The sequence below is a fragment of the Amycolatopsis sp. DSM 110486 genome (assembly GCF_019468465.1).
GTDB lineage: Bacteria > Actinomycetota > Actinomycetes > Mycobacteriales > Pseudonocardiaceae > Amycolatopsis.
In genome coordinates this window covers 10,525,943-10,547,721 of sequence record NZ_CP080519.1, presented here as the reverse complement: position 1 = coordinate 10,547,721, position 21,779 = coordinate 10,525,943, and the positions used below count along the sequence as shown (strand labels likewise).

The window sequence follows — 21,779 nt, the reverse complement described above, 5'->3', positions numbered from 1 at the left end:
GTGAGTACGACCACATGCCACAGTCAGCGGAACTTGATCGGGGCGTTCCGATTAGCGGAACGATCACAGCGCCACTCTTCATCAAGATCAGGAGTCATCAGGATGCGTACAAGATCCTTCGTGAAGCTGGTCGCCGCGGTCGGCTCCGGGGCCGTACTCCTCGCCGGCTGTGCGGGCGGCGGCAGCGGCGGTTCGAGCGGGGACGCCAAGGTCATCAAGATCGGCACCCTGCACCCCCTCTCGGGTGCCAACGCGGGCGACGGAACCCAGCTCGAGAACGGCGTGAAGCTCGGCATCAAGGCCATCAACGACGCCGGCGGCATCAAAGCGCTCGGTGGCGCCAAGCTCGAGCTGGACGGGGGCGACACCAAGGGCACGCCGGACACCGGCCAGAGCGAGGCCCAGCGCCTCGTCGGTGACGGCGTCGTCGCCCTGGTCGGCACCTACCAGAGCGCCGTGAGCGCCAATGTCGCCGCCGTCGCCGAGCGCAACAAGGTCCCCTTCGTCATGGACGTCTCGGGCGACGACGCGATCCTCTCGCACGGCTACAAGTACTCGTTCCGCATGCAGCCGCAGAACTCGCGGTTCGGCACGACTGCGGCCCAGTACGTCAAGGCCATCTCCGCGGCGGCGAATCGCCCGGTCACCAAGGTTGCCTACCTGCACGAGGCCACGGCGTTCGGCACCGGGGTCTATCAGGCGTTCAAGGCCGAGGCCCAGAAGAGCGGCCTCCAGATGGGTCCGGAGATCACCTATGACGCGGCCAGCGTCTCCGATCTGACCACCCAGATCGCCCAGGTCAAGGCGAGCGGCGCGAACGTCCTCGTCGTCTCGGGCTACTACCGCGACGGTGTCCTCGCCGCGAAGGCGATCCAGACGGTCAAGCCGGCCCTCGACGCCGTGGTCGGCGCAGCCGACGGTGCGTTCGACCAGCCGCAGTTCCCGACCGACGCCGGTTCGGCTTCCCAGGGGTACTTCGACGTGAACTACCACTTCGACGACAAGAGCGCCGACGCGAAGGCGTTCAGCGCCCTTTACAAGACGACTTACAAAGACGAGGCGCGCACCGGCGCGGCCCTCGCCTACGACTCGGTTCGTGTCATCGCGGCAGCGCTCGAGAAGGCCGGCTCGACCGACGCGTCGAAGGTTCGCGACGCCATCGCACAGACCAACCTGACGCCGCTGACTCTCTCCGACGGCCCGATCAAGTTCAGCGACAAGGGCGAGAACTCCACCTCGCTGCCCGTGCTGACCCAGGTCCAGAACGGTGCTCCGGTCGTGGTCTATCCGCAGTCCGCTGCGGTCAAGAGCCCCGTCTACCCCGCGAACCCGGGCCAGTGACCGGCCCGACGAACGCCGGAGGGGCGGTTCCGTCGAAGGACGGGACCGCCCTCCGGGGCGGTAGCCGCGCCACGTCGCGGCTGAGCCTGCGCCATTCGACGCCGCTGATCGTGACGGGCGCCTTGCTGGTCGTTCTCTTCATCGCCGCGCTGCTGCGCTCGGGCAGCATGGGCATCACCGGCCAGGCGCTGCTCACCGGCATCATTTCCGGCGGTGTCTACAGCCTGCTCGCGATGGGCCTCACCCTCGTCTTCGGCGTGCTCGACATCGTCAACTTCGCGCACGGTGCCTTCCTCGCCGTTGGTCTCTACATCACTTACGAGGTGGCGCACCAGGCCGGGCTGAACCCCTACATCGCCCTCCCGGTCGCGATCCTCGGGCTCTTCGTGCTCGGCCTCCTGATCCAGCTCCTGCTCCTCAACCGCACGATGGGCGGCACGCTCGAGCGCCAGCTGCTGATCACCCTCGGCCTGTCGCTGCTGATCAGCAATGTCCTACTGCTGGTCTTCGGCGGCGACCCGCTGTCGGCGAACCTGAAGAGCGACCCCGGCGTGCACGTGTTCGGCGCCGTCGCCAACCTCTCCCGGGTCATCGCCCTCGGCGGCGCCCTGGTACTGGCCGTGCTGGTCTTCCTGCTGCTGGAGCGCACCTCGTTCGGCCGGGCGATCCGCGCTGTCGCCGCCAGCCGGCAGGGGGCGGGACTGGTCGGCATCGACGTGCGGCTCGTCTACGCGGTCACCTTCGGCCTGGGCACCGCCTGTGCCGGGGCGGCCGGCATGCTCATCGCGCCGTTCACCACGATCACCCCGACCGCCGGCGACCAGTTCAACATCCTCGCCTTCGTCGTCGTCGTGATGGGCGGGCTGGGCAACGTGATGGGCGCCGTCATCAGCGGTGTGATCGTCGGCCTGGTCGAGCAGCTGGGCGGTGTCGCGATCGCCGGTCAGAGCCCCCTGCTGGGCGTTTTCATCCTGTTCCTGCTCATCCTGCTGATCCGTCCGCAGGGCATCTTCGGAGCCACGTCATCATGACCATCACCACCGAGACGCGACCGGGATCAGCGGCGATCCAGAATCGCCGCCAGTCGATCCAGCGGTCCCTGATCATCCTGGTCGTCATCACCGTCCTGGCCGCTTTCGCTCCCGCACTCCTGCCCGAGTCGAGCCAGACCATCGCGGTCCGGGTGCTGATCTTCGCGATCATGGCGATCGGCTGGAACCTGATGAGCGGCTACGGTGGCATGTTCAGCTTCGGGCACGCGGCGTTCTTCGGCATCGGCGCGTACACCGACGTCTACCTCCTGGAGCACTTCGGCTGGTCGCCGTGGATCTCGCTGGTCGTCGGAGCGATGCTGGCGGCACTCGTGGCCATCTGCATCGGCTACCTCGCCTTCCGCTACAAGCTGCGCAGTGCCTACTTCGCGCTCGCCACGTTCGCCTTCGCCGAGATGCTGCGGTTGCTCGCGACCAACACCAGCTGGGTCAACGGCACCACCGGGTTCCACGTCCCGCTGCTGCCCGACAACTCGTGGTCGATGCTGCAGTTCGCCGCCAACGCGCCGCAGTACTACTACATCGGCCTCGCGCTGGTCGTGATCTGCCTGCTGATCACGATGTTCTACCTTCGGTCGCGCACCGGCATCCACACGGTCGCCGTGCGCGACAACGAGGACGCGGCCGACGCGCTGGGCGTCAACGTCATGCGGGTCAAGCTGACCACGATGGCGCTCTCCGCGGCGATCACGTCCGTCGCCGGCATGTTCTACGCGCAGTACTTCATGTTCGTCGATCCCGACATCGCGTTCGGCCAGGCCCAGTCGGTCCAGGCCATCGCCCCGGCGGTCATCGGCGGCGTCGCCACCCTGTGGGGCCCGCTCGTCGGCGCACTGATCCTCGGCCCGCTCTCGGACCTGACGGCCGGCTGGCTGCGCAACCCGCCCACTTTCCTGGAATTCCTCTCGGGCCGGGGCGGGCTGGACGTGGTGCTCTACTCGATCCTGCTGATCGTGATCGCCCTCGTCCTGCCCAAAGGCATCGTCGGATCGATCCGCGATTGGTGGAAGCGTCGATGAGCACCGCTCTCGAAGTACGCGACGTGAGCAAGTCCTTCCGTGGCGTCCATGCACTCAGCGAGGTCGAGATCGACGTCGCCGAAGGTTCGATCGTCGGCATCATCGGGCCGAACGGCGCGGGCAAGACGACGTTCTTCAACGTCATCGCCGGCGCACTGCGGCCGGATACCGGCCATGTGAAGCTCTTCGGCAAGGACGTGAGCGGGATGTCGCCGCACCGGATCTCGCGGCTCGGCATGGCGCGAACGTTCCAGCTGATGCGTCCGTTCGGCTCCATGACGGTCCGGGAGAACGTCGTCGCGGCAGCACTGTCGCGGGGCGGCAATCACCGCAGCGCCCATCACCACGCGCACGAGGTCATCGAAGCGACCGGCATGGCGGCCTGGGCGGACGTGGTGTCCGACTCGCTGCACACAGCTGCGCTGAAGCGGCTCGAGCTGGCCCGGGTGCTCGCCACCCGTCCGCGGTTGCTGCTGCTCGACGAGGTCCTGGCCGGCCTCGTGCCCGCCGAACGGGCGCCCGTCGTCGACCTGCTCGCCCGCCTGCGTGAGTCGGAGGGCCTGACGCTCGTGTTCGTCGAACACATCATGCAGGCCGTCATGCAGCTCTCCGACTCTGTCGTCGTCTTCGACCGCGGACGGGTGATCGCCTCGGGCGAGCCCGCGGAAGTGGTCGCGGACCCGACGGTCGTGGAGGCCTATCTCGGACAGGAGCTGCCCGGTGCTTGAGCTCGACAACATCGCTGCCGGCTACGGCAAGCTGCAGATCCTCCACGACATGAGCCTGCGGGTCAGGCCGGGGGAACTGGTCTCCGTCGTCGGCGCCAACGGTGCCGGCAAGACCACCACGCTCCGCGTGATCAGCGGACTGATCAGTGCGCTCTCCGGTGCGGTCACCTACGACGGCGAGCCGCTGACCGGGCTGCGGCCGCACCAGATCGTGCGGCGCGGGATCGTGCAGGTGTCCGAGGATCGCGACCTCTTCGGCCCCATGAGCGTCGAGGAGAACCTCGTCCTGGGCGCGTGGACGCGCCGCGGCGTGCGGGTGGCGCAGGAGCTGGAGCGGATCTTCGAGCTGTTCCCGATCCTGGCCGAGCGCCGCAAGCAGGCGGCCCAGAGCATGAGCGGCGGCCAGCAGCAGATGCTCGCCATCGGCCGGGCCCTCATGGCGAAGCCGCGGCTGCTGATGCTCGACGAACCGTCGACCGGCCTCTCGCCGAAGCTGACCTGGGACGTGCTGAAGGCCGTCGCGGCCATCCGCGACACGGGTGTCTCGGTTCTCCTGATCGAGCAGAACGCCGCTCAGGCGCTCTCGATCTCCGACCGGGCCTACGTGCTCGAGAGCGGCACCATCGCGCTCGAAGGCCCGGGCAAGGAGCTGGCCGGCGACGAGCGGGTCAAGAAGGCCTACCTCGGCCTGTGAACGAAACGACGGAGAAGGTGGGGAAGACGGTTACCGTTGATCCCGGTACGGATCAAGCGAACGAAGTCGGGCTCGACCCGGATCAGCAGGCGGCGCTCGAGGCCCTCGACCGGCTCGCCGGCTGGGCCGGCGCGCTGAGGTGGGACGCCGTACCCGAGAACGTGCGAGAGCGGCTGCGTCTGGTCCTGCTCGACACCTTCGGAGTCACGGTCCTGGGTGCTCGGCTTCCCGAGCGCGCCGCACTCGTGGACGCCTGGGCGCCCTCACCCGGACCGGTACCGGTCTTCGGGACCGGGGTCGAGACCACGGTCGAGGCCGCGGCCTGGCTCAACGCCACGGCGCTGGTGAGCCTGGAGATGGACGAGGGCAACAAGTTCGCGGCCGGCCACCCCGCCGCGCACGGCTTCCCGGCGGTCCTGGCACTCGCCTGCGCGCTCGACACGGACGGTCCGGCCACCGCGACGGCCCTGCTCGTCGCCTACGAGGTCGCCGCGCGGTACGGCCGCGCCAGCCGCGGCGCGCCGGGTCTGCACCCGCACGGCAACTGGGGCGTCACCGGCGCAGCCGCGGGCTGCGCCAAGCTCCTCGGTCTCGACACCGCGGGGATCGCCGCCGCCGTCGACACCGCGAGCGGCATGCCGATCGCCGGGCCCTTCTCCGCGGCACTCGACGGCAACGCGGTGCGCAACGAGTGGATGGGCGCCAGCAACGTGGCTGGGCTCGCCGCCGCGCGACTGGCCAAGGCCGGGATCGCGCACGCCACCGGCATCGCCGCCCACAGCCTGGGCGGGTTGCTCGGCACGTTCGACCCGGTCGCCCTGGTCGAGCAGCTCGGCCTGCGCTGGGACATCGGGCTCGGCTACTTCAAACGGCACGCCTCGTGCGCCTTCACCCACCCCAGCGCGGATGCCACCCTCGTGTTGCGAGCACGACTGCACCAGGACGGGCTCGCCGACAGCGACATCACCCGGGTGCGGGTCACGACGTACTCGATGGCGGCAGCGCTCGGCCGCACCCGATGGAGCAACCGGCTGGCCGCCATGTTCTCGATTCCCTACGTGGTGACGACCGCCCTGCTCGATGGCCGCGTCGCTCCCGACGGCTTCGACCGCTCGCGGGAGGACCGGTTCGCCGCACTGGCCGAGCGGGTCGAGGTCGTCTCGGGCACCGAGTTCGACGCCCGCCTGCCCGACGCCCGCGGCGCGGCCGTCGAGCTGACGCTGACCGACGGCCGGGTCCTGCGGCACGAGGTCGCCAACCCAGTCGGCGACGCCGCCCACGAGCCCTTCGACCACGAGCGGACTCTCGTGCTGCTGCGTGACCTGCTGGGCGATGAGGCGGCGCTCCAGCGGGCGGTCGACTGCGCCGCCGCACTGCCCGAGGCGAGGGGCGTGCGAGATGTCCTGCGCGTGCTCGCCACTCCGTGATCCTCACCTGCCGCACCCTGCCCGTCCTCGAGGAGGAGCCACCACCCATGCGGATCTTCGCGACCACACCCCTGCACGTCGGCGTCGAGGAACTGGCGCGGCGACAACAACGTTACGACGCCATCAGCCCGGCCGGCGTGATCGTCGAACTGCACGATCTCGCGCAGGGTGCGCCCGAGCAGCTCGACCACGCCGAGGACATCGCACGTTCGGACGACTACGTCCACCGGGCCCTCGCCGCCGCCCCCGCGGGGTACGACGTCCTGATGGCCGACTGCGTGCTCGACCCCGCGGTCGCCCGGCTGCAAGAGGAGACCGACCGTCCGGTGGTCGGCATCCTCAAGCTCAACCTGGCCCTCGCGGCCGCGCTCGCGGCGCCGATGGGCGCGGTGGTCCGCAACGAGGCCATCGCCGCCGAGATGCGCCGGGTTGCGGCCGCTTACGGCTGGGAGCGGTGGCTCGGGCAGATCGAGATCCTCGACCTGCCCTTCGACTCGATCAGTGAAGGGCCGGGGTGGCAGCAGCGCCTCGACGAGGCGGCCGAGGTGCTGGCCGCGAAGGGGGCCCGCACGCTGCTCAACGGCTGCTCCGCCGTCGACGTCGATCCAACGCACCCCTCGGCGGTGCCGGTGTTCGACCCCGTGCTGCGCGCCCTCGAACTGGTCGCGGCGGGAGCGGGCCGATGAGCGCACAGGGACCCGACCTCGTCGTCGCGGGTGCCGGCGGTGGGCTCATCGCTGCCCTTCGCGCCGCCCAGCTCGGCCTCGACGTCCTCGTGGTCGAGGCGAGCGAGCACTTCCTTCGCGGCAACAACACGTCGATGTGCACGGCGATGGTGCCGGGCGTGAACAGCCGCTGGCAGCGGGAGCAGGGGATCGAGGACTCGGTCGAGGTGTTCGCCGGCGACGTCGACCGCAAGACCAAGGGCAGCGGCGACCAGCGGCTCGCCCGGGCGCTGGCCGCCGTCAGCGGCGAGCTGGTCGAGTGGCTGGCCGACGAGGTCGGCCTAGACATCTCGCTGATGACCGACATGCACTACCCGGGGCATTCCGTGGACCGCTGCCACACCATCCCCGAGCGGCACGGCACCGTGCTCATCGACCACCTGGCCCGGCAGGCGCGGGCCCACCCGCGGATCGATTTCCTGGTGCCGGCCCGGCTCACCGAGGTCGAGCTGGACGCTGAGGGCCGGGTCGCCGCGGTCGTGGTCACCGACCCGAACGCCGATGTGGAGCGCATCGAGACCCCGGCCGTCCTGCTCGCCACCAACGGTTACGGTGCCGATCACGAGCTGGTCGCCGAGCACATGCCGGAGATCGCCACGGCCACATACCACGGCAGCGAAACGTCGCGCGGCGATGCGCTCCGGATCGGCTCCCGGCTGGGCGCCGCGACCGAGTTCCTGGACGCCTATCAGGGCCACGGAGCGCTGGCGGCGAAGTCCTCGACGCTGCTGGGCTGGGCCACGATCATGCACGGCGCCGTCATGCTGGACACCACGGGCCGCCGCTTCGCCAAGGAGACCACCGGCTACTCCGAATTCGGCCCCTCCCTGGCGGCCCGGCCGGAGGCGACCGGCTGGGTCGTGTTCGACCGCCGGGTGCACGAACTGTGCATGCCGTTCACGGACTTCCGGCAGACCGTCGAGTCCGGCGCCGAAGTGTGGGCCGACGACGCGCGGGCGCTCGCCGTCGCGACGGGCCTACCCGAAGATGCCGTCACCGCCGAGCTCGACGAGTCCGGGCGGGCGGCGCGAGGCGAGATCCCCGACCGGTTCGGCCGCGACTACGAGGCACCGCTCGAGCCGCCGTACGCCGCGGTGAAGGTGGTGCCGGCTCTCTTCCACACCCAGGGCGGCCTGGTCGTGGACGGGTCGGCGCGTGTCGTCGACGGCGACGACCGGCCCATTCCCGGCCTCTACGCCTCAGGTGGCGCGGCCGCCGGGATTTCGGGGCACGGCGCCTCGGGCTACCTGGCCGGCAACGGCCTCCTGCCCGCCTTCGGACTGGCCTACCTCGCCGCCACGGCCGTGGCGGCGGAACACCGCGCTGCGGGCTCGGACACCACGGCATGACCGACGAGGCGGCCGCCCGGTCCCGGGCACTGGACTTCGTGCGGCACGAGGCCGGATTCGCCCAGCTGGTCACCCACGGCGCGGGCGGCGCCCTGGTCGGACGGACCACCAGCGCGTTCCTGACCGACGACTGGGCCGTCGAACTGGTGCAGCGCCGGACCCACCGCAGAGTCGAGCAGCTCCGCCACGACGACCGGGTGCTGGCGATCTGGGGTGGCACGCCGGCCGACGACTCGGTCAACGACTCGCCGTGGACCTTCGACCTGGGCCTGACGATCCCGCGGGTGGTCTTCGTCCGCGGCGTCGCGCGGCCGCTGGACGCGAAGGCCACCTGGGAGGTCTACGACCGGCACACGACGCGGCTGCGAGCCGCGGGCCACACGAAGGCGCCGTTGCGGGACCGGGCCGACCTCGACGCCAACTTCGCCGGAGTGCGGATCGAACCACGCCGGGTCCGGCTCGAGGGCTTCGGGACGGGCGCGCAGGCGTTCAGCTGGACCATCACACCACGGAGGACGGACACGTGATCAAGGCGATCCTGGGGTACGACATCGTCGAGGGCGTGAGCGAGCAGGAGTACGAGCGCTGGCTTTTCGACGTGCACGCGCCCGACCTGCTCGCCAACCCGAACCTCGACCGGATCGTGTTCAACAAGGTGCTTCGTCCGGTGACGACGGCGTCGGGAGGGACCGCCGCGGTTCCGCCGAGCATGATGTTCTACCGGATCGCGGAGATGCACTTCGCGGACGAGGCGGCGTATCAGGCCTACCGCGACTGGTTCGCGGACAACCCGCTGCCCGCCGAGCGGGGACCGGGCGGTCGGACGGACTTCCGGTTCTACCTCATCACCGACAGCGTCACCGTGGACAGGAACCGGTCGTGACCCAGGCGGGCATCCTCACCCCACCGGCGCCAGGGCTCACCGGTGAGCTCGCGCGGGCCGCGCACGCGGTCTACGCGCTGGAGGCCGCGGCGCCGATCGCAGTCGGCGAGCTGCGCACGCTCTCCGCCGGAGCACCCGAGGGCGTGCTGGCGTCCTGGGCCGAGGAGATCGCGACGGCCGGCGGCTTCCCTCTGCTCGGCACCGGCCTCGTCGCGCCCGCCTATCCGGCCTTGCTGTGGAACGGAGCCCGGCTCGACGGTGCGCGCCCCGACCTCGACTGGGCTCCGCTGCTGGCCGCCCTGGCGGCCGCGGACGCGGCCTCGGCCGGCCTCGACCGCGTCGCGCGCGCGGTCGCCGCCGGCAGCTGCGTGCGCAGCCTCGCCGCGGGTCTCCTGACCGACGACTCTCCGGCGGCCGCCTTACCGACCCTCGCGACGCTCTGCGCCGCGACGGCGGCGGCGTTCGCCGGACCTGCGGAGGGAGAGGGGCTGGAACGGGTTCTGGACCTGGCGGCCAGTCTCACCGTGCTCACTCCCGGCCCGGAGCGGCGTGCGTCCTCGCCCCTGTGGGCAGGGCACGGCGCAGCTTCGGGCTGGCTCGCCGCCACCCTCCCCGCCGAGGTGGCCACGCCGATGTCGGGCAGCGTCGCGCATACGTTGTCGGTGGCGGCCGGTCACGCGGTACCGGCAGCCGGCGTCACCGGCACGGTCGCGGACCTGCTGGAGTCGATCCGGTGAGCGGCGCAGAGCCGAGGCTCCTGCTGAATCTCGCGCGGCCGCACGGCGTGCTCGACCATCTCGCCGCGGCGAGAACCGCGCTGGGCGACGGCGTCGACGGTGTCGGGTTCGCGGACAGCCCACGGCTGTTCCCGGACCCGTTCCTGACGGCCGGACAGGTGCTGACCCGCACCACGGCCGCCTTGTCCGGGCCGTGCGTGATGGGGCTCGGGCTGCACCATCCGAGCGTGGTCGCCCAAGCCCTCGCGACGCTTGCGGGCCAGCACCCCGGCCGGACGTTGCTGGCGGTCGCACGGGGCGAGAGTTCACTGCGCAACGAGGGGCTCCCGATCCCGTCGCTCTCTTCCTATCGCGTCCTGCTGGAGCAGCTTCGCGCTCGACTCGACGAGCTGTCGGCCCAGCTGCCCGGCGGGTTCGGGCCGGTGCTCGGTGCCGCGTCGGGCCCACGGACCATCGAGCAGACCAGCGCGATCCTCGGTGGGGTACTGCTCGACGTGGGCGTCGAGCCTGCCGTGATCGAACGCGCCGTCGGTATCGCGCGGGCCCGGCGCCCCGACGTCCGCTGCTGGCTGTTCCTGCGCGCGGTGGTGACCGACACCGACGACGAAGCGGCAGCAGGCGCAGCCCCGATCTTGGGCTCCTGCGCGGCACGGATCACCAACTCGCCCGACTGGTACGGCATCGCGCCGGAGCTCGTCGCCCGGGTCGCCGCGGTGGCCTCGGCCCACGACTACCGCCGCCACGGCACCTCGGAGTCGGCGGGCGCCCGCGACGCCGACCCGGAGATCGACTCGCTGATCCGTGACCGATTCGTGCTGACCGGCGACCCCGCGGCCCTCGCCGCCCGGCTGCGGCCCCTTGCCACTCTGGGCATCGAGGGGGTCGTCATCGCCGGTGCCACTGCGGGCGTCGAGCGCCGGTTGGCGCAGACGGCCGGCGCGCTGCGGGCCGGGCTGGGGACGGCCCAGCCGGCGAGCTGACGTGCGCCGGTGGGTCTCGTACCGGCACCGCGGACCGACCGCGAGCAACCCGAGCAAGAAGGAGCGAAGATGCAGACCTTGGACCTGGATGTCGATGCGCTCGGCGAGTTCGCCTCGACGCCCGCGGCAGCGATTCCCGCGCAGATCTGGGATTTCGGCCGGCTGTTGCTGCTGGACTCGCTGGGCGCCCTGCTCGGCGGACTGCGTTACCCGGCCGTGCACGGTCTCGGTGCCCTGCTCGGCGCCGAAGCCGCCGACGAGTCCGCCCCGTTCGGGCGGCTGACGACGCTCGGCGCGGCGGCCACCTGGCTCGACGCCGACTCGGGTGGGTCGTTCCACCCGGCCGGCGGCCGCATCCCGCCGGTACCGACCGCACACCCGGCGCCCCACGTGCTGCCGGCGCTGCTGCACGCACTGAGCCGCCAGGGTGTGGACGACGTGGCCGCCGTCCGCGCGTTCGTGCTGGGCTGCGAGGTGGGGCTGCGCTTCGGCGCCGGCACTTCACTGCGCCCCGGTCTGCACCCGCACGGTATCCACGGCCCCATCGGGGCCGCGGTCGCGGCGTCGGCGCTGACCGGCGCCGACGCGCCCACCACCGCCCGGGCCATCGAGCTGGCCGGCTCACTGCCACTCGCCGCCACGCTGGCCGTGCCGATGCAGGGCGGCACGGTGCGCAACGTCTGGACCGGGCTCGGCTCCTACTACGGCGCGCTCGCCGCCCGGCTGGCCGCCGCCGGCCACGAGGCCGACCCGGGGCTGCTCGCCACGCTCTACGGGGGCGTGGTCACCACCGACGCGGATGCCGAGGAGATCGGCGGCGGGCTCGGCCAACGCTGGCGGGTCGCGGACAGCTATCTCAAGCCCTACGCCTGCGCCCGCTGGGTCCACCCGGCACTGGACGCGCTGCGGGAGGCACTCGTGCGCGCCGGCTCGCCGAAGCCGGCCTCCATCACCGAGATCGTGATCGAGACGTTCGCCTTCGCCGCCTCACTCGACAGCCTCGGCAGCGAGTCCGACCTGCACGCACGGTTTTCGGTGCCGCGCTGCGCGGCGTCCGTCGTCGTCGACGGGCACCTGGACGCCGGCGGCTTCCTGCCCGGGCAGTTCGAGCGGCCCGACGTCGTGGACCTGGCCGCCAAGGTCCGGCTGGTCGAGGTGGCGGAGTACACCGGCGCTCTCCCGGCCGAGCGGCCGGCGCGGGTCACCGTCGTCACCGCGGACTCTTCGGGGACCGCGCAGGTGCGCAACGCGCGGGGCAACCCGAGCGATCCGCTCTCCGTCGACGAGATCGTGGCGAAGTTCCGTGGCAACGTCGGGCCGTTCCTTCCCGGCGACGTGCTCGACCCGGTGGTGCAGGCCCTGACGACCGCGGACCTGCTCCCGGACGGCAGGAGCCTGCAGGCCCTCGCCGACGCGATCGCCCACCGGCTCTGATCCGTCCCGGCCGTTTCCGATCGACCGAAGGAGATGTTGCGATGACACTGGAGAGAGCGGCCGAGTGGGTCGGCGGGCTCCGCTACGAGGACCTTCCGGAGGAAGTCGTCGAGCAGGCCGTCCGCATCGTCTCGGACACCGTCGCAGCAGGCCTCGGCGCCGGCGCCGAGAAAGAGGTGGCCGGTGCGGCGCAGGCAGCGCTGGCCATCGGAGGCCCTGGCGCCGCAACGGTGCTGGCGACCGGGGAGGGCACGACGTCCTATGCGGCCGCGCTGCTCAACGGCCAGGCGTTCGTCACCTACGAGCTCGACGAAGGCAACCAGTGGGCGACGAACCACCCCTCGGCGCATGTGCTGCCCGCGGTCCTCGCCACCGCCGAGGAGCTGGGCAGCAGCGGCCGGGAGTTCCTGGTGGCCTTCGTCGCTGCCTACGAGACGGCTGTGCGGGCCGGGCTTGCGCTGACGCTCCGAGCCCCGGTCCACCCCTTCGGCACCGCCATGGTCGTCGGAGCCGCCGCCGGCGTCGCCCGGCTGCGGGGGTTCTCGGTCGCCGAGATCATCGAGACCGTTCGCGTGGCGGCGGCGATGACCCCCGCTTCGACGCAGCGGGCGGCCAACATGGGAGCCACCGTGCGCAATCTGCTGACCGGCGTGTCGTCGGCCGCGGGTGTGCTGGGCGCGCACGCCGCCCGCGGCGGCGTCACCGGTGAGACGCAGGCCTTGGAAACCGTCTACGGCCAGGTACTCGGCGAGCACTTCGAGCCCTCCGTGCTCGGCGATGGTCTCGGACAGCGGTGGCTGATCCTGGAGAACTACTTCAAGCTGCATGCCTGCAGCCGCTGGAACCACGCTCCCATCGAGGCCATGGGCAAGCTCGTGGCCCGCACCGGCGTGACGAGCGCCGACATCGAGCAGGTCACCGTGTTCACTTACGCCCCCGCGACGCGCCTCGACGAGACGGCCCCGGCGAACGGGTTCGCCGGCAAGCACTCCATTCCCTACAACGTGGCCGTGCAGGCCGTGCTCGGCCACAACGGGCTGGAGGCCTACCGGGGAGACGTCGTGGCGGATGACGAGGTTCGCGCCCTGGCCTCGCGGATCCGGGTCGTCGAGGACCCGGACTACACCCGGGTGCAGCCGGCCGTCCGCACCGCACGCGTGGAAGTGCTCACCACCGACGGGCGACGTCTGTCCGAAGTGGAGGATCGTGCCCCGGGCGGCTTCGACAACCCCTATCCAGAGGCGGTCATCGACGAGAAGTTCGACCAGCTGGTGACCCACGGCAGGTCGGCCGAACTCGTGCACCCGCTGCGAGAGTGGCTGGGTGCGCTCCCGGCCCACTCGAACCTCGGCGGCCTCGCCCGCCTGCTCCGGCCGACAGGAGGGACGGACTCCGATGGTGAGTGACGGTTCGACGAACGGCGGGCCGAACGAGGCGTCTGCGGACGTCGTCGGACAGCTGGCTCGGGCGGTGGCCACCACGAGCTGGGACACCGTTCCGGCGGCCGCGCAGGTCAGTGCGCTCGACCTCCTGCTCGACTCGGTCGCCGTCATGGCCGCCGGCTCCGCCCATCCGGACATGCGGGCGCTGCGCGGCTCCGTCGCGCCGGCCGCGGGACCGAGCACCGTGTTCGGGGAGAGCCGTGGCGCAGGGGTCCAGGACGCCGTGCTGCTGAACGGTGCCACGATCTCGGTGCTCCAGCGGCAGGACGGCTACTCGAGGATGAAGGGGCACCCCGCCATCCAGGTCGCCGCCGTCCTGCTGGGTCTCGGCGAGGAGCGACAGGTGGGAGCTCGGGAGTTCCTCAACGCGTTCGTCGGTGGTTACGAGCTGGCGGCTCGCATCGGGCTCGGCATCGGGGGCGTGCCCGGCCACCTCCACGACATCGGCAACTGGGTGACCGTCGGCGCCGCCGGAGCGGCGACCTCGCTGGTGAGCGGGGCCGATGACCGAGCGGTCGCGGCCGGCATCGACGGCGCCGCCTCGCTCGGTCTCCATTTCGACCGCTGGACCACCACGTCCGGCGCCACGCTCCACCATCTCTACCCCGCGACGGCCTGCACGACAGCGCTCAACGTGGCCCGCGGAGCCGCGGCCGGTCTCACGGCGCGGCGCGGGGCCTTGAGCTCGTTCTACGGGCCGTTCCTGGCCGAGGACTTCCACGCCGAGGCGATGCTCGACGGTGTCGCGGACGGGACCTGGGCGAGCTATGAGATCGTGAACGGCTACTTTAAACTCCACCCCTCGTGTGCGCACTTGCACGGCGTGAACGACGCGGTGTCCGCCCTGCTGGCGGAGGAGCGCTTCGGCGAGGACGACGTACGCCGGGTCGACGTGCGGATCTTCGACGAGGGGATGGCGATCGACTGCGCCGAGCCGAAGAACGACCTGGATGCCCGGTTCAGCGCTCGGGCGACGGTGGCCGCGGCCATCCGGTTCGGCGCGCTCGATGACGAAGGTTTGCTGGACCTCGGCACCCTCCGGCCACTGATGGACCGGATCAGCGTCTCGCACGACCCCGAGCTCGACGTGCACAAGCCCACCGGTCGGGCCGGCACAGTGCGCGTCGAGCTCGGCAACGGCCGTGTCGTCTCCCGCACGGTCATCCACCCGCGTGGTACGCCCGAAGCCCCTGTGACCGATGAGGAGCGGCTGGCCAAGGCAACGAGCCTTCTGAGCCGCGTCTACGGTGCCGCCGGGGCCGAGCGGGTCAGGGAAGAGATCTACGCACTGCCCCGCACCAAGTCCCTGCACGCGCTGACCGAGAGCCTGCGTACGACACAGACGCCGTAAGGCGTCATAGGTGCTGAGCGCGGCTCACGCGGGTGCTTCGCTGTGCTGGGTCCGGGGTTTCCGTTGCACAGCCTTGGCGATCGGCTCGACGATGCGGGCCGCGGTGGGGCCGAGGATGGCCATGAGGAGCACGTAGGCCGTGGCCAGTGCGGCGAGTTCGCCGTCGACCGCGCCCGCGGTGACGGCCAGGCCGGCGATGACGATGGAGAATTCGCCGCGCGCCACCAGTGCCGCGCCGGCGCGGGCGCGGCCCAGTTTGCCGATGCCCTGTCTTCGCGCGGCCCACCAGCCCGTGCCGACCTTGGTCAGCGTGGTCACCACGGCCAGCACCACGGCCCAGCCGAGCACCGGCGGGATCGACGCCGGGTCGGTGTTCAGGCCGAACACCACGAAGAACACCGCCGCGAACAGGTCGCGCAGGGGTTCGAGCAGGCGCGTGGCGTTGTGGGCCGTCGAGCCGGAGACGGCGATGCCGAGCAGGAACGCGCCGACGGCGGCCGAGACCTGCATCGCCGACGCGAGGCCCGCCACGAGCAGCGCGGCGCCGAGGATCTTGAGCAGGAACACCTCGCGGTCGTCGCTGTCCACGATCGCGGAGACGTAGCGGCCGAACTTCAGCGCGATCACCAGCACCACGGTGATCACCATGAGCGAGATGCCGACCGCTTCGACGCCGCCGAGGAAGCTGACGCCGCCGAGGATCGCCGTGAGGATCGGCAGGTACAGGGCCATCACGAGGTCCTCGAACACCAGGATCGACAGCACCACCGGCGTTTCGCGGTTACCGAGGCGGCCGAGGTCGCCGAGAACCTTCGCGACGATCCCGGACGACGAAATGTAGGTGACACCCGCCATCACGAACGCGCCGATCGGGCCCCAGCCCAGCAGCAGCGCCACGGCCGCGCCGGGCAGCCCGTTGAGCACGATGTCGAGCACGCCCGCCGTCCACGAGCGGCGCAGGCCCGTGAACAGCTCCGCCGCCGAGTACTCCAGCCCCAGTAGCAGGAGCAGCAGCACCACGCCGATCTCGCTGGCCAGGTGCGTGAAGTCGCCGATGTCGGTGAGCGGGATCAGGCCGCCGGAGCCGAAGCACAGGCCGCCGAGCAGATACAGCGGGATGGGGGAGAGCCCGATCCGGCCGGCGAGCCTGCCCAGCACACCGAGCACGAAGAAGACCCCGCCGAGTTCGATCAGGGACAGCGCGGTGTGGTCCATCAGCCTTGCTTGAGGATCTTGGCGGCGGCGTCCAGACCTTCGGACGTCCCGACCGCGACGAGCAGGTCGCCCGCGGTGAAGGTGAAGTCGGGCGTCGGCGACGGGTGGACCTGGCCCGCGCGCGCCACCGCGACCACCGACACGCTGGTGCGGGTGCGCATTGCCGTGTCGCCGAGCGTGCGGCCGTCGAACGGCCCGTCCTCGGTGATCGGCAGCTGGCGCGTGTGGATGCCGGGCAGCTCGCGGTGCTCTTCGGTCAGCTGTGCCACGAGCTGCGGCGCGCCGAGCAGGTTGGCCAGCGCGCCGGCCTCGTCCGCGGTGAGCGGCAGCGAGGCGAGGCAGGCGTCGAGGTCGTCGGCTTTGGACACGATGAGCTCGATCTTGCCGTCCCGCTGGGTCACGACACCGATGCGCCGTCCCGCACGCGTGGCGAAGTCCTTCCGGACACCGATTCCGGGCAGGGGGGTCACTTCCACGTTCACACCGGCCACGGTAACCCATTGTCCGATTCGCGAGGCTCAGGCGAGCTCCGGCAGCCGAGTGGTCACGACCACCGCGCGCGTCGCCGACCGTGGCGGCCCGGTGAAATTCCCGGCTCGCAGGAGGTCTGGAGCACCACGGTCGTGCTCGCCTAGGGTTCCCCGTGGTGGGAGGAGGCCACGATGGCCGAGTTCGCACGGGACCGCGTCACCGCCAACGGGATCACGTTCGAGTACCTCGAGGCCGGTGAGGGCCCACTCGCGTTGTGCATGCACGGGTTCCCGGACACGCCGTTCACCTACCGGCACCTGCTGCCCGCGCTCGCCGCGGCCGGGTTCCACGCGGTCGCGCCGTTCGTGCGCGGGTTCGCGCCGACGGAACTGCCGCCGCTGCGCCACTTCGTGCACTCCAGCGTGATGGTCGCCGACCAGATCGCGCTCACGCGGGCGCTCGGCGGCGGACCGGACGCGCTGCTGGTGGCGCACGACTGGGGCGCGGTCGGGGCGTGGGGCGCGCTCGGGCGGGCTCCCGAGCTGTGGGGGCGCGCGGTGATCCTCAACATCCCGCCCTTCGAGATCTTCGGCGAGAACCTGGGCACCTACGCGCAGATCAAGCGCAGCTTCTACTTCTGGTACTTCCAGATGCAGCGGGTGATCGAGGACCGGATCCGCCAGGACGACTTCGCCTTCATCCGCGACATCTGGGGCGACTGGTCTCCCGGCTACTCGGCCGACGAGGACCTGGGTTACCTGCGTGCCGCGCTCGCCGATCCCGACCACCTGCACGCCGCGCTGGGTTACTACTGGGGCCAGTTCGACCCGACGCGCTTCGGCACGCCCGAGTGGGTGGCCGAGCAGGCCGCCGCGTGGGGTGGCAGCGCGCCCCAGCCGCTGCTCTACCTGCACGGCACCACCGACGGCTGCCACGGGATGACCGCGGCCCAGGTCGAGCGGGTGAAGGAGTTCGGCGGGCCCGGCTCCGAGTCGGAGCTGATCGAGGGTGTCGGCCACTTCATGCTCGTCGAGCGGCCGAAGGAGCTCAACGACCGCATCAGCGGCTGGCTGAACCGCACCGGCTGACCGGCCGCGCCACGTGCGGTGGCGCAGCCCCACGGTGCCGCCGGTCAGGAGAGCTCGAGCAGGAGCGTCGCCACGACCATCACGGCCGCCGTCGCGCCGTGGACGGAGAACGCGATCGCCCGGCTTCCCTTGTGGCGCAGGATGATCAGCATGTCGCCCACGGGGATGAACGCCTCGGCGAGCAGGATCCAGCCGAGGACGTGCGGGCCGCCCGCGAGCATTGCCGCGCCCACCACCAGCCCGGACGCGATGTCGCGCACGCCCTTGATGTGGAAGAACGCCGTCGTGCCGGTCGGGATCGTGGCGAGGCCGAAGCCGGCGGCGGTCTTCTCCGGAGCCAGCAGGTAGCTCAGTCCCACGTAGATGATGCCGATCGCGACGATTCCGGCGATGACGTAGGCGGTGACGATCACAGGGCCCTCCGGTGAATCTAGCGGTGCTAGGAACACTGACAACGCTAACTTGTGGACGCTAGTTTGTCTAGCAGCGCTAGAGTCTCTGCTCATGAACCAGCGACTGCGCAAGGAGCGCGATCGAGCGGACCGGGAACGGACGCCCTCGCGAAGCTGCTCGCGGTGATCGAACCGGTGGTGGGGGCCAGTTACCCGGGGACGCTGACCGAGGTGTTCTGGGGCGCCCTGCACGGCCTGGTCACCGTCGGCCGCGGGCGCCGGCTGAGCCCGGGTCACCGCGAAGAGCGGCTGGCCGTGCTGGTGTCGCGCTTCGGTGGCTGAGCCGCCCGCCGGGCGCACCGCCGGAACCGTTGCCGGACCCACTGCCGGCCCCGCACGAACAGCGCGGCATAGCCGCCTCACCGGCCGTGCCGGGCGGCGGGCAGAATGAACGCCGATCACGCAGAGCAGGACGAACGCGAGGAGAGTTTCGGTGACGGGAGCCCTACGTGGTGTGGTCGCGCTGGACGGCCCGTCGGGAACCGGCAAGACCACGGTCGCGCGCAAGCTCGCCGACCGGCTCGGTGCGGGCTACCTCGACACGGGCGCGATGTACCGGCTCGTGACGCTCGCCGTGCTGCGCGCGGGCACCGACCCGGCCGACACCGACGCCGTCGGCCACCTCGCCCACGACGTGCACTTCAGCATCGGCACCAGCCCCGAGCGTCCCGAGGTCCGCCTCGGCGACGAGGACGTGGCCGCCGACATCCGCGGGCCCGAGGTCACGCAGGCCGTGTCGGCCGTCTCCGCGGTGCCGCAGGTGCGCGAGCTGCTCGTGTCGCGGCAGCGCCGGATCATCGCCGACGTGCTCGCCGACACCGGCGGCATCGTCGTGGAAGGCCGCGACATCGGCACGGTCGTGGCGCCCGAGTCGCCGCTCAAGGTCTACCTCACCGCGTCGGCCGACGTCCGCGCCGCGCGCCGCAGCGGGCAGGACAGCGCCGCCGGGCGCGACACGAGCGTCGAGGCGGCGCGCGAGTCCGTCGAACGCCGGGACCGCCTCGACTCCACGCGGGCGACGTCGCCGCTGCGCGCGGCCGAGGACGCCGTGCCGGTCGACACCTCGGAGCTGTCCATCGACCAGGTGATCGTGGCGCTCGCCGAGCTGGCCTGCCGCCGCGGCCTGCTCGACGACTGCCCCGCCGAAGTCGAGGTCGAGGCGCGGGCATGACCGGTGGCGCTCTCCCCGAGGGTGCGATCGGCCTCCTGCACGACGCCGGTCGTGTCTTCGGGCGGTACCATCTGCGATCGGTCTTCCGGATCCGCGTGCACGGGCGCGACCGGATGCCCGACGCCGGCCCGGTCGTGGTGATCGCCAACCACAGCTCCATGATCGAGCCGCAGCTGATTTTCGGAATGCTGCCGCGGCGTTCGGCGTTCCTGGTCAAGGCCGAGATGTTCAAGGGCGCGGCGGGGTGGTTCCTGCGGGCGATCGGCCAGATCCCGGTCAAGCGGGGCGAGATCGACCGCACACCGCTGATGACGGCGGTCGGCGTGCTGAAGGCCGGCGGGGTCGTCGGCATCTTCCCCGAGGGCACCCGGGGCGCCGGCGACGTCGGCGTGGCCGAGAAGGGTGCGGCGTGGCTGGTCCGCGCCGCCGGGGCGACCGTGCTGCCGGTCGCGACGCGGGGCACGCTGAAGCCCGCGGACGGGAAGCGGCGCTGGCGCCCGCGCGTGGACATCCTCGTGGGGGAGCCGTTCCTGCCGAAGGTGGGCCCGGGCCGGACCGGCCTGGAAGAGGGCACCGAGGAGCTGCGCCTGCAGCTCGCGGGGCTCGTGAAGACTTTGGACGATTGGCGCGCCGAGAACCGAATCGGCTCGCCGTAGGTGAAGTGGGAACACGATGACAGGGTTTGACGGCGCCGCTGACGCCGGGTTTGAAGGTGCCGGAGAGATCGACGGCACCTGGTCCGACGAGACCGAGTTCGCCGCGCTCGACGCGCAGATCGAGGCGGAGGGCGCCGCCGAGCAGGCGAACCTCGCGCAGCCGGTGCTGGCCGTGGTGGGCAGGCCCAACGTGGGCAAGTCCACGCTGGTCAACCGCATCCTCGGCCGGCGCGAGGCCGTGGTGCAGGACGTGCCGGGCGTGACGCGCGACCGCGTCGCCTACGACGCCTACTGGGGCGGCCGGCGGTTCACGCTCGTCGACACCGGCGGCTGGGAGCCCGACGCGACCGGCCTGCAGGCTTCCGTGGCCGCGCAGGCGGAGATCGCGATGCAGACGGCCGACGCCGTGCTGCTCGTGCTCGACGCGTCCGTGGGCGCCACGACCACCGACGAGGCCGTGGCGCGCGTGCTGCGGCGCTCGAAGAAGCCGGTGCTGCTGGCCGCCAACAAGGTGGACGACGACCGGCTGCTCGCCGACACCGCGTCGCTGTGGCGCCTCGGCCTAGGCGAACCGTACCCGGTCAGCGCCCTGCACGGGCGCAGCTCGGGCGACCTGCTCGACGCGATCATCGAGGCCCTGCCCACCGCGCCGCGCGAAGCCGGTACCGTGAGCACCGGCCCGCGCCGCGTCGCGCTCGTCGGCAAGCCGAACGTGGGCAAGTCGAGCCTGCTCAACAAGCTCTCGGGCGAGCAGCGCTCGGTGGTCGACTCGGTCGCCGGCACCACCGTCGACCCGGTCGACTCACTGGTCGACCTCGACGGCGAGATCTGGCGGTTCGTGGACACGGCGGGCCTGCGCAAGCGCGTGAACTCCGCCAACGGCGCCGAGTACTACGCCTCCCTGCGCACCAAGACGGCGATCGACGCGGCCGAGGTCGCGATCGTGATGCTCGACGCCGGCGAGCCGTTGTCCGAACAGGACCTGCGGGTGCTCACGATGGTCGTCGAGGCGGGCCGCTCGCTCGTGCTCGCCTTCAACAAGTGGGACCTCGTGGACGAGGACCGCCGCCACGCGATGGTGCGCGAGCTCGACCGCGGCCTGGTCCGCGTGCCGTGGGCGGAGAAGGTGAACATCTCCGCGCTCACCGGCCGGTCCGTGCGCAAGCTCGCGCCGGCGCTGCGGACGGCGCTGAAGTCGTGGGACCAGCGCGTGCCCACCGGCCAGCTCAACGGGTGGCTGTCGGACCTCATCGCCGCCACGCCGCCGCCGGTGCGCAGCGGTAAGCAGCCGAAGGTGCTCTTCGCCACGCAGGCCGGCATCCGCCCGCCGACGCTCGTCCTTTTCACCACCGGTTTCCTCGAGGCCGGTTACCGACGGTTCATCGAACGGAAGTTCCGCGAGCGGTTCGGCTTCGAGGGCAGTCCCGTCCGGGTGAACGTCCGCGTGCGCGAGAAGAAGGCGAAACCCAAGGTCGGGGGCAAAGCCGCGAAGACCCGTTGACCTCGTCGGACGCGGTTCGGACGCGCCGGGGAGATCGCTTCCCCGGCGCGTTTTCGCGCTCTG

General features: G+C 71.5%; 23 protein-coding genes. 20 read left to right on the top strand and 3 right to left on the bottom strand.

Annotated features, from left to right (window positions below):
- Positions 1-102 precede the first annotated feature (102 nt).
- From K1T34_RS50815 to K1T34_RS50745, 15 genes are all read left to right on the top strand, one after another.
- Positions 103-1,341, top strand: a complete 1,239-nt coding sequence (locus tag K1T34_RS50815) for an ABC transporter substrate-binding protein (RefSeq protein WP_220241914.1) — start codon at positions 103-105, stop codon at positions 1,339-1,341.
- Complete coding sequence (locus K1T34_RS50810) at positions 1,338-2,372, top strand: branched-chain amino acid ABC transporter permease (protein WP_220241913.1); 1,035 nt, start codon at positions 1,338-1,340, stop codon at positions 2,370-2,372. Before K1T34_RS50815 ends, K1T34_RS50810 begins: the two co-directional genes overlap by 4 nt.
- A complete protein-coding gene (locus tag K1T34_RS50805; RefSeq protein WP_220241912.1) occupies positions 2,369-3,412 on the top strand; it encodes a branched-chain amino acid ABC transporter permease in 1,044 nt (347 codons plus the stop codon). The genes K1T34_RS50810 and K1T34_RS50805 overlap by 4 nt, the downstream gene beginning before the upstream one ends.
- Complete coding sequence (locus tag K1T34_RS50800; RefSeq protein ID WP_220241911.1) at positions 3,409-4,140, top strand: ABC transporter ATP-binding protein; 732 nt, start codon at positions 3,409-3,411, stop codon at positions 4,138-4,140. The genes K1T34_RS50805 and K1T34_RS50800 overlap by 4 nt, the downstream gene beginning before the upstream one ends.
- A complete protein-coding gene (locus tag K1T34_RS50795) occupies positions 4,133-4,834 on the top strand; it encodes an ABC transporter ATP-binding protein (RefSeq protein ID WP_220241910.1) in 702 nt (233 codons plus the stop codon). The genes K1T34_RS50800 and K1T34_RS50795 overlap by 8 nt, the downstream gene beginning before the upstream one ends.
- A 17-nt stretch (positions 4,835-4,851) precedes the next feature.
- Positions 4,852-6,261: an MmgE/PrpD family protein gene (locus K1T34_RS50790; RefSeq protein WP_220241909.1), complete on the top strand. Its 1,410-nt coding sequence runs from the start codon at positions 4,852-4,854 to the stop codon at positions 6,259-6,261.
- 47 nt (positions 6,262-6,308) lie between these two features.
- Complete coding sequence (locus K1T34_RS50785) at positions 6,309-6,947, top strand: aspartate/glutamate racemase family protein (RefSeq protein ID WP_220241908.1); 639 nt, start codon at positions 6,309-6,311, stop codon at positions 6,945-6,947.
- On the top strand, positions 6,944-8,335 hold the full coding sequence (locus K1T34_RS50780; RefSeq protein WP_220241907.1) for an FAD-binding protein: 1,392 nt from the start codon (positions 6,944-6,946) through the stop codon (positions 8,333-8,335). The genes K1T34_RS50785 and K1T34_RS50780 overlap by 4 nt, the downstream gene beginning before the upstream one ends.
- Positions 8,332-8,862: a hypothetical protein gene (locus K1T34_RS50775; RefSeq protein ID WP_220241906.1), complete on the top strand. Its 531-nt coding sequence runs from the start codon at positions 8,332-8,334 to the stop codon at positions 8,860-8,862. Before K1T34_RS50780 ends, K1T34_RS50775 begins: the two co-directional genes overlap by 4 nt.
- Entirely contained in the window at positions 8,859-9,218 is a 360-nt protein-coding gene (locus K1T34_RS50770; RefSeq protein ID WP_220241905.1) for an EthD domain-containing protein, read from the top strand. The genes K1T34_RS50775 and K1T34_RS50770 overlap by 4 nt, the downstream gene beginning before the upstream one ends.
- Positions 9,215-9,955, top strand: a complete 741-nt coding sequence (locus K1T34_RS50765) for a hypothetical protein (RefSeq protein WP_220241904.1) — start codon at positions 9,215-9,217, stop codon at positions 9,953-9,955. Before K1T34_RS50770 ends, K1T34_RS50765 begins: the two co-directional genes overlap by 4 nt.
- On the top strand, positions 9,952-10,935 hold the full coding sequence (locus K1T34_RS50760; protein WP_220241903.1) for an LLM class flavin-dependent oxidoreductase: 984 nt from the start codon (positions 9,952-9,954) through the stop codon (positions 10,933-10,935). The genes K1T34_RS50765 and K1T34_RS50760 overlap by 4 nt, the downstream gene beginning before the upstream one ends.
- Positions 10,936-11,004: 69 nt before the next feature.
- On the top strand, positions 11,005-12,369 hold the full coding sequence (locus K1T34_RS50755; RefSeq protein ID WP_220241902.1) for an MmgE/PrpD family protein: 1,365 nt from the start codon (positions 11,005-11,007) through the stop codon (positions 12,367-12,369).
- A gap of 41 nt (positions 12,370-12,410) precedes the next feature.
- The gene (locus K1T34_RS50750; RefSeq protein WP_220241901.1) at positions 12,411-13,775 is read left to right on the top strand and encodes an MmgE/PrpD family protein; all 1,365 of its coding nucleotides are present in this window, start codon (positions 12,411-12,413) and stop codon (positions 13,773-13,775) included.
- Complete coding sequence (locus K1T34_RS50745) at positions 13,765-15,162, top strand: MmgE/PrpD family protein (protein WP_220241900.1); 1,398 nt, start codon at positions 13,765-13,767, stop codon at positions 15,160-15,162. Before K1T34_RS50750 ends, K1T34_RS50745 begins: the two co-directional genes overlap by 11 nt.
- Positions 15,163-15,186: 24 nt before the next feature.
- Here the strand turns inward: K1T34_RS50745 and K1T34_RS50740 are convergent, their stop codons facing one another.
- Both K1T34_RS50740 and K1T34_RS50735 read right to left on the bottom strand, forming a co-directional pair.
- Entirely contained in the window at positions 15,187-16,377 is a 1,191-nt protein-coding gene (locus K1T34_RS50740; protein WP_220241899.1) for a cation:proton antiporter, read from the bottom strand.
- Positions 16,377-16,859, bottom strand: coding sequence for a cation:proton antiporter regulatory subunit (locus K1T34_RS50735; RefSeq protein WP_220241898.1), 483 nt, complete (start codon positions 16,857-16,859; stop codon positions 16,377-16,379). Before K1T34_RS50735 ends, K1T34_RS50740 begins: the two co-directional genes overlap by 1 nt.
- Before the next feature lie 180 nt (positions 16,860-17,039).
- Here K1T34_RS50735 and K1T34_RS50730 point away from each other — a divergent pair, with 180 nt between their 5' ends.
- A complete protein-coding gene (locus tag K1T34_RS50730) occupies positions 17,040-17,936 on the top strand; it encodes an alpha/beta fold hydrolase (protein ID WP_220241897.1) in 897 nt (298 codons plus the stop codon).
- A gap of 44 nt (positions 17,937-17,980) precedes the next feature.
- Here the strand turns inward: K1T34_RS50730 and K1T34_RS50725 are convergent, their stop codons facing one another.
- The gene (locus K1T34_RS50725; RefSeq protein WP_220241896.1) at positions 17,981-18,349 is read right to left on the bottom strand and encodes a DUF4267 domain-containing protein; all 369 of its coding nucleotides are present in this window, start codon (positions 18,347-18,349) and stop codon (positions 17,981-17,983) included.
- Between the two features lie 162 nt (positions 18,350-18,511).
- On the opposite strand from K1T34_RS50725, the gene K1T34_RS50720 reads away from it, so the two are divergent.
- The 4 genes from K1T34_RS50720 to der all read left to right on the top strand — a co-directional run bounded on the left by K1T34_RS50720 (position 18,512) and on the right by der (position 21,716).
- Complete coding sequence (locus tag K1T34_RS50720; protein ID WP_255638174.1) at positions 18,512-18,670, top strand: hypothetical protein; 159 nt, start codon at positions 18,512-18,514, stop codon at positions 18,668-18,670.
- 172 nt (positions 18,671-18,842) lie between these two features.
- Complete coding sequence (cmk, locus tag K1T34_RS50715; RefSeq protein ID WP_220247848.1) at positions 18,843-19,559, top strand: (d)CMP kinase; 717 nt, start codon at positions 18,843-18,845, stop codon at positions 19,557-19,559.
- Entirely contained in the window at positions 19,556-20,215 is a 660-nt protein-coding gene (locus K1T34_RS50710; protein WP_220241895.1) for a 1-acyl-sn-glycerol-3-phosphate acyltransferase, read from the top strand. Before cmk ends, K1T34_RS50710 begins: the two co-directional genes overlap by 4 nt.
- Positions 20,216-20,231: 16 nt before the next feature.
- Complete coding sequence (gene der / locus K1T34_RS50705; protein WP_220241894.1) at positions 20,232-21,716, top strand: ribosome biogenesis GTPase Der; 1,485 nt, start codon at positions 20,232-20,234, stop codon at positions 21,714-21,716.
- Positions 21,717-21,779 lie beyond the last annotated feature (63 nt).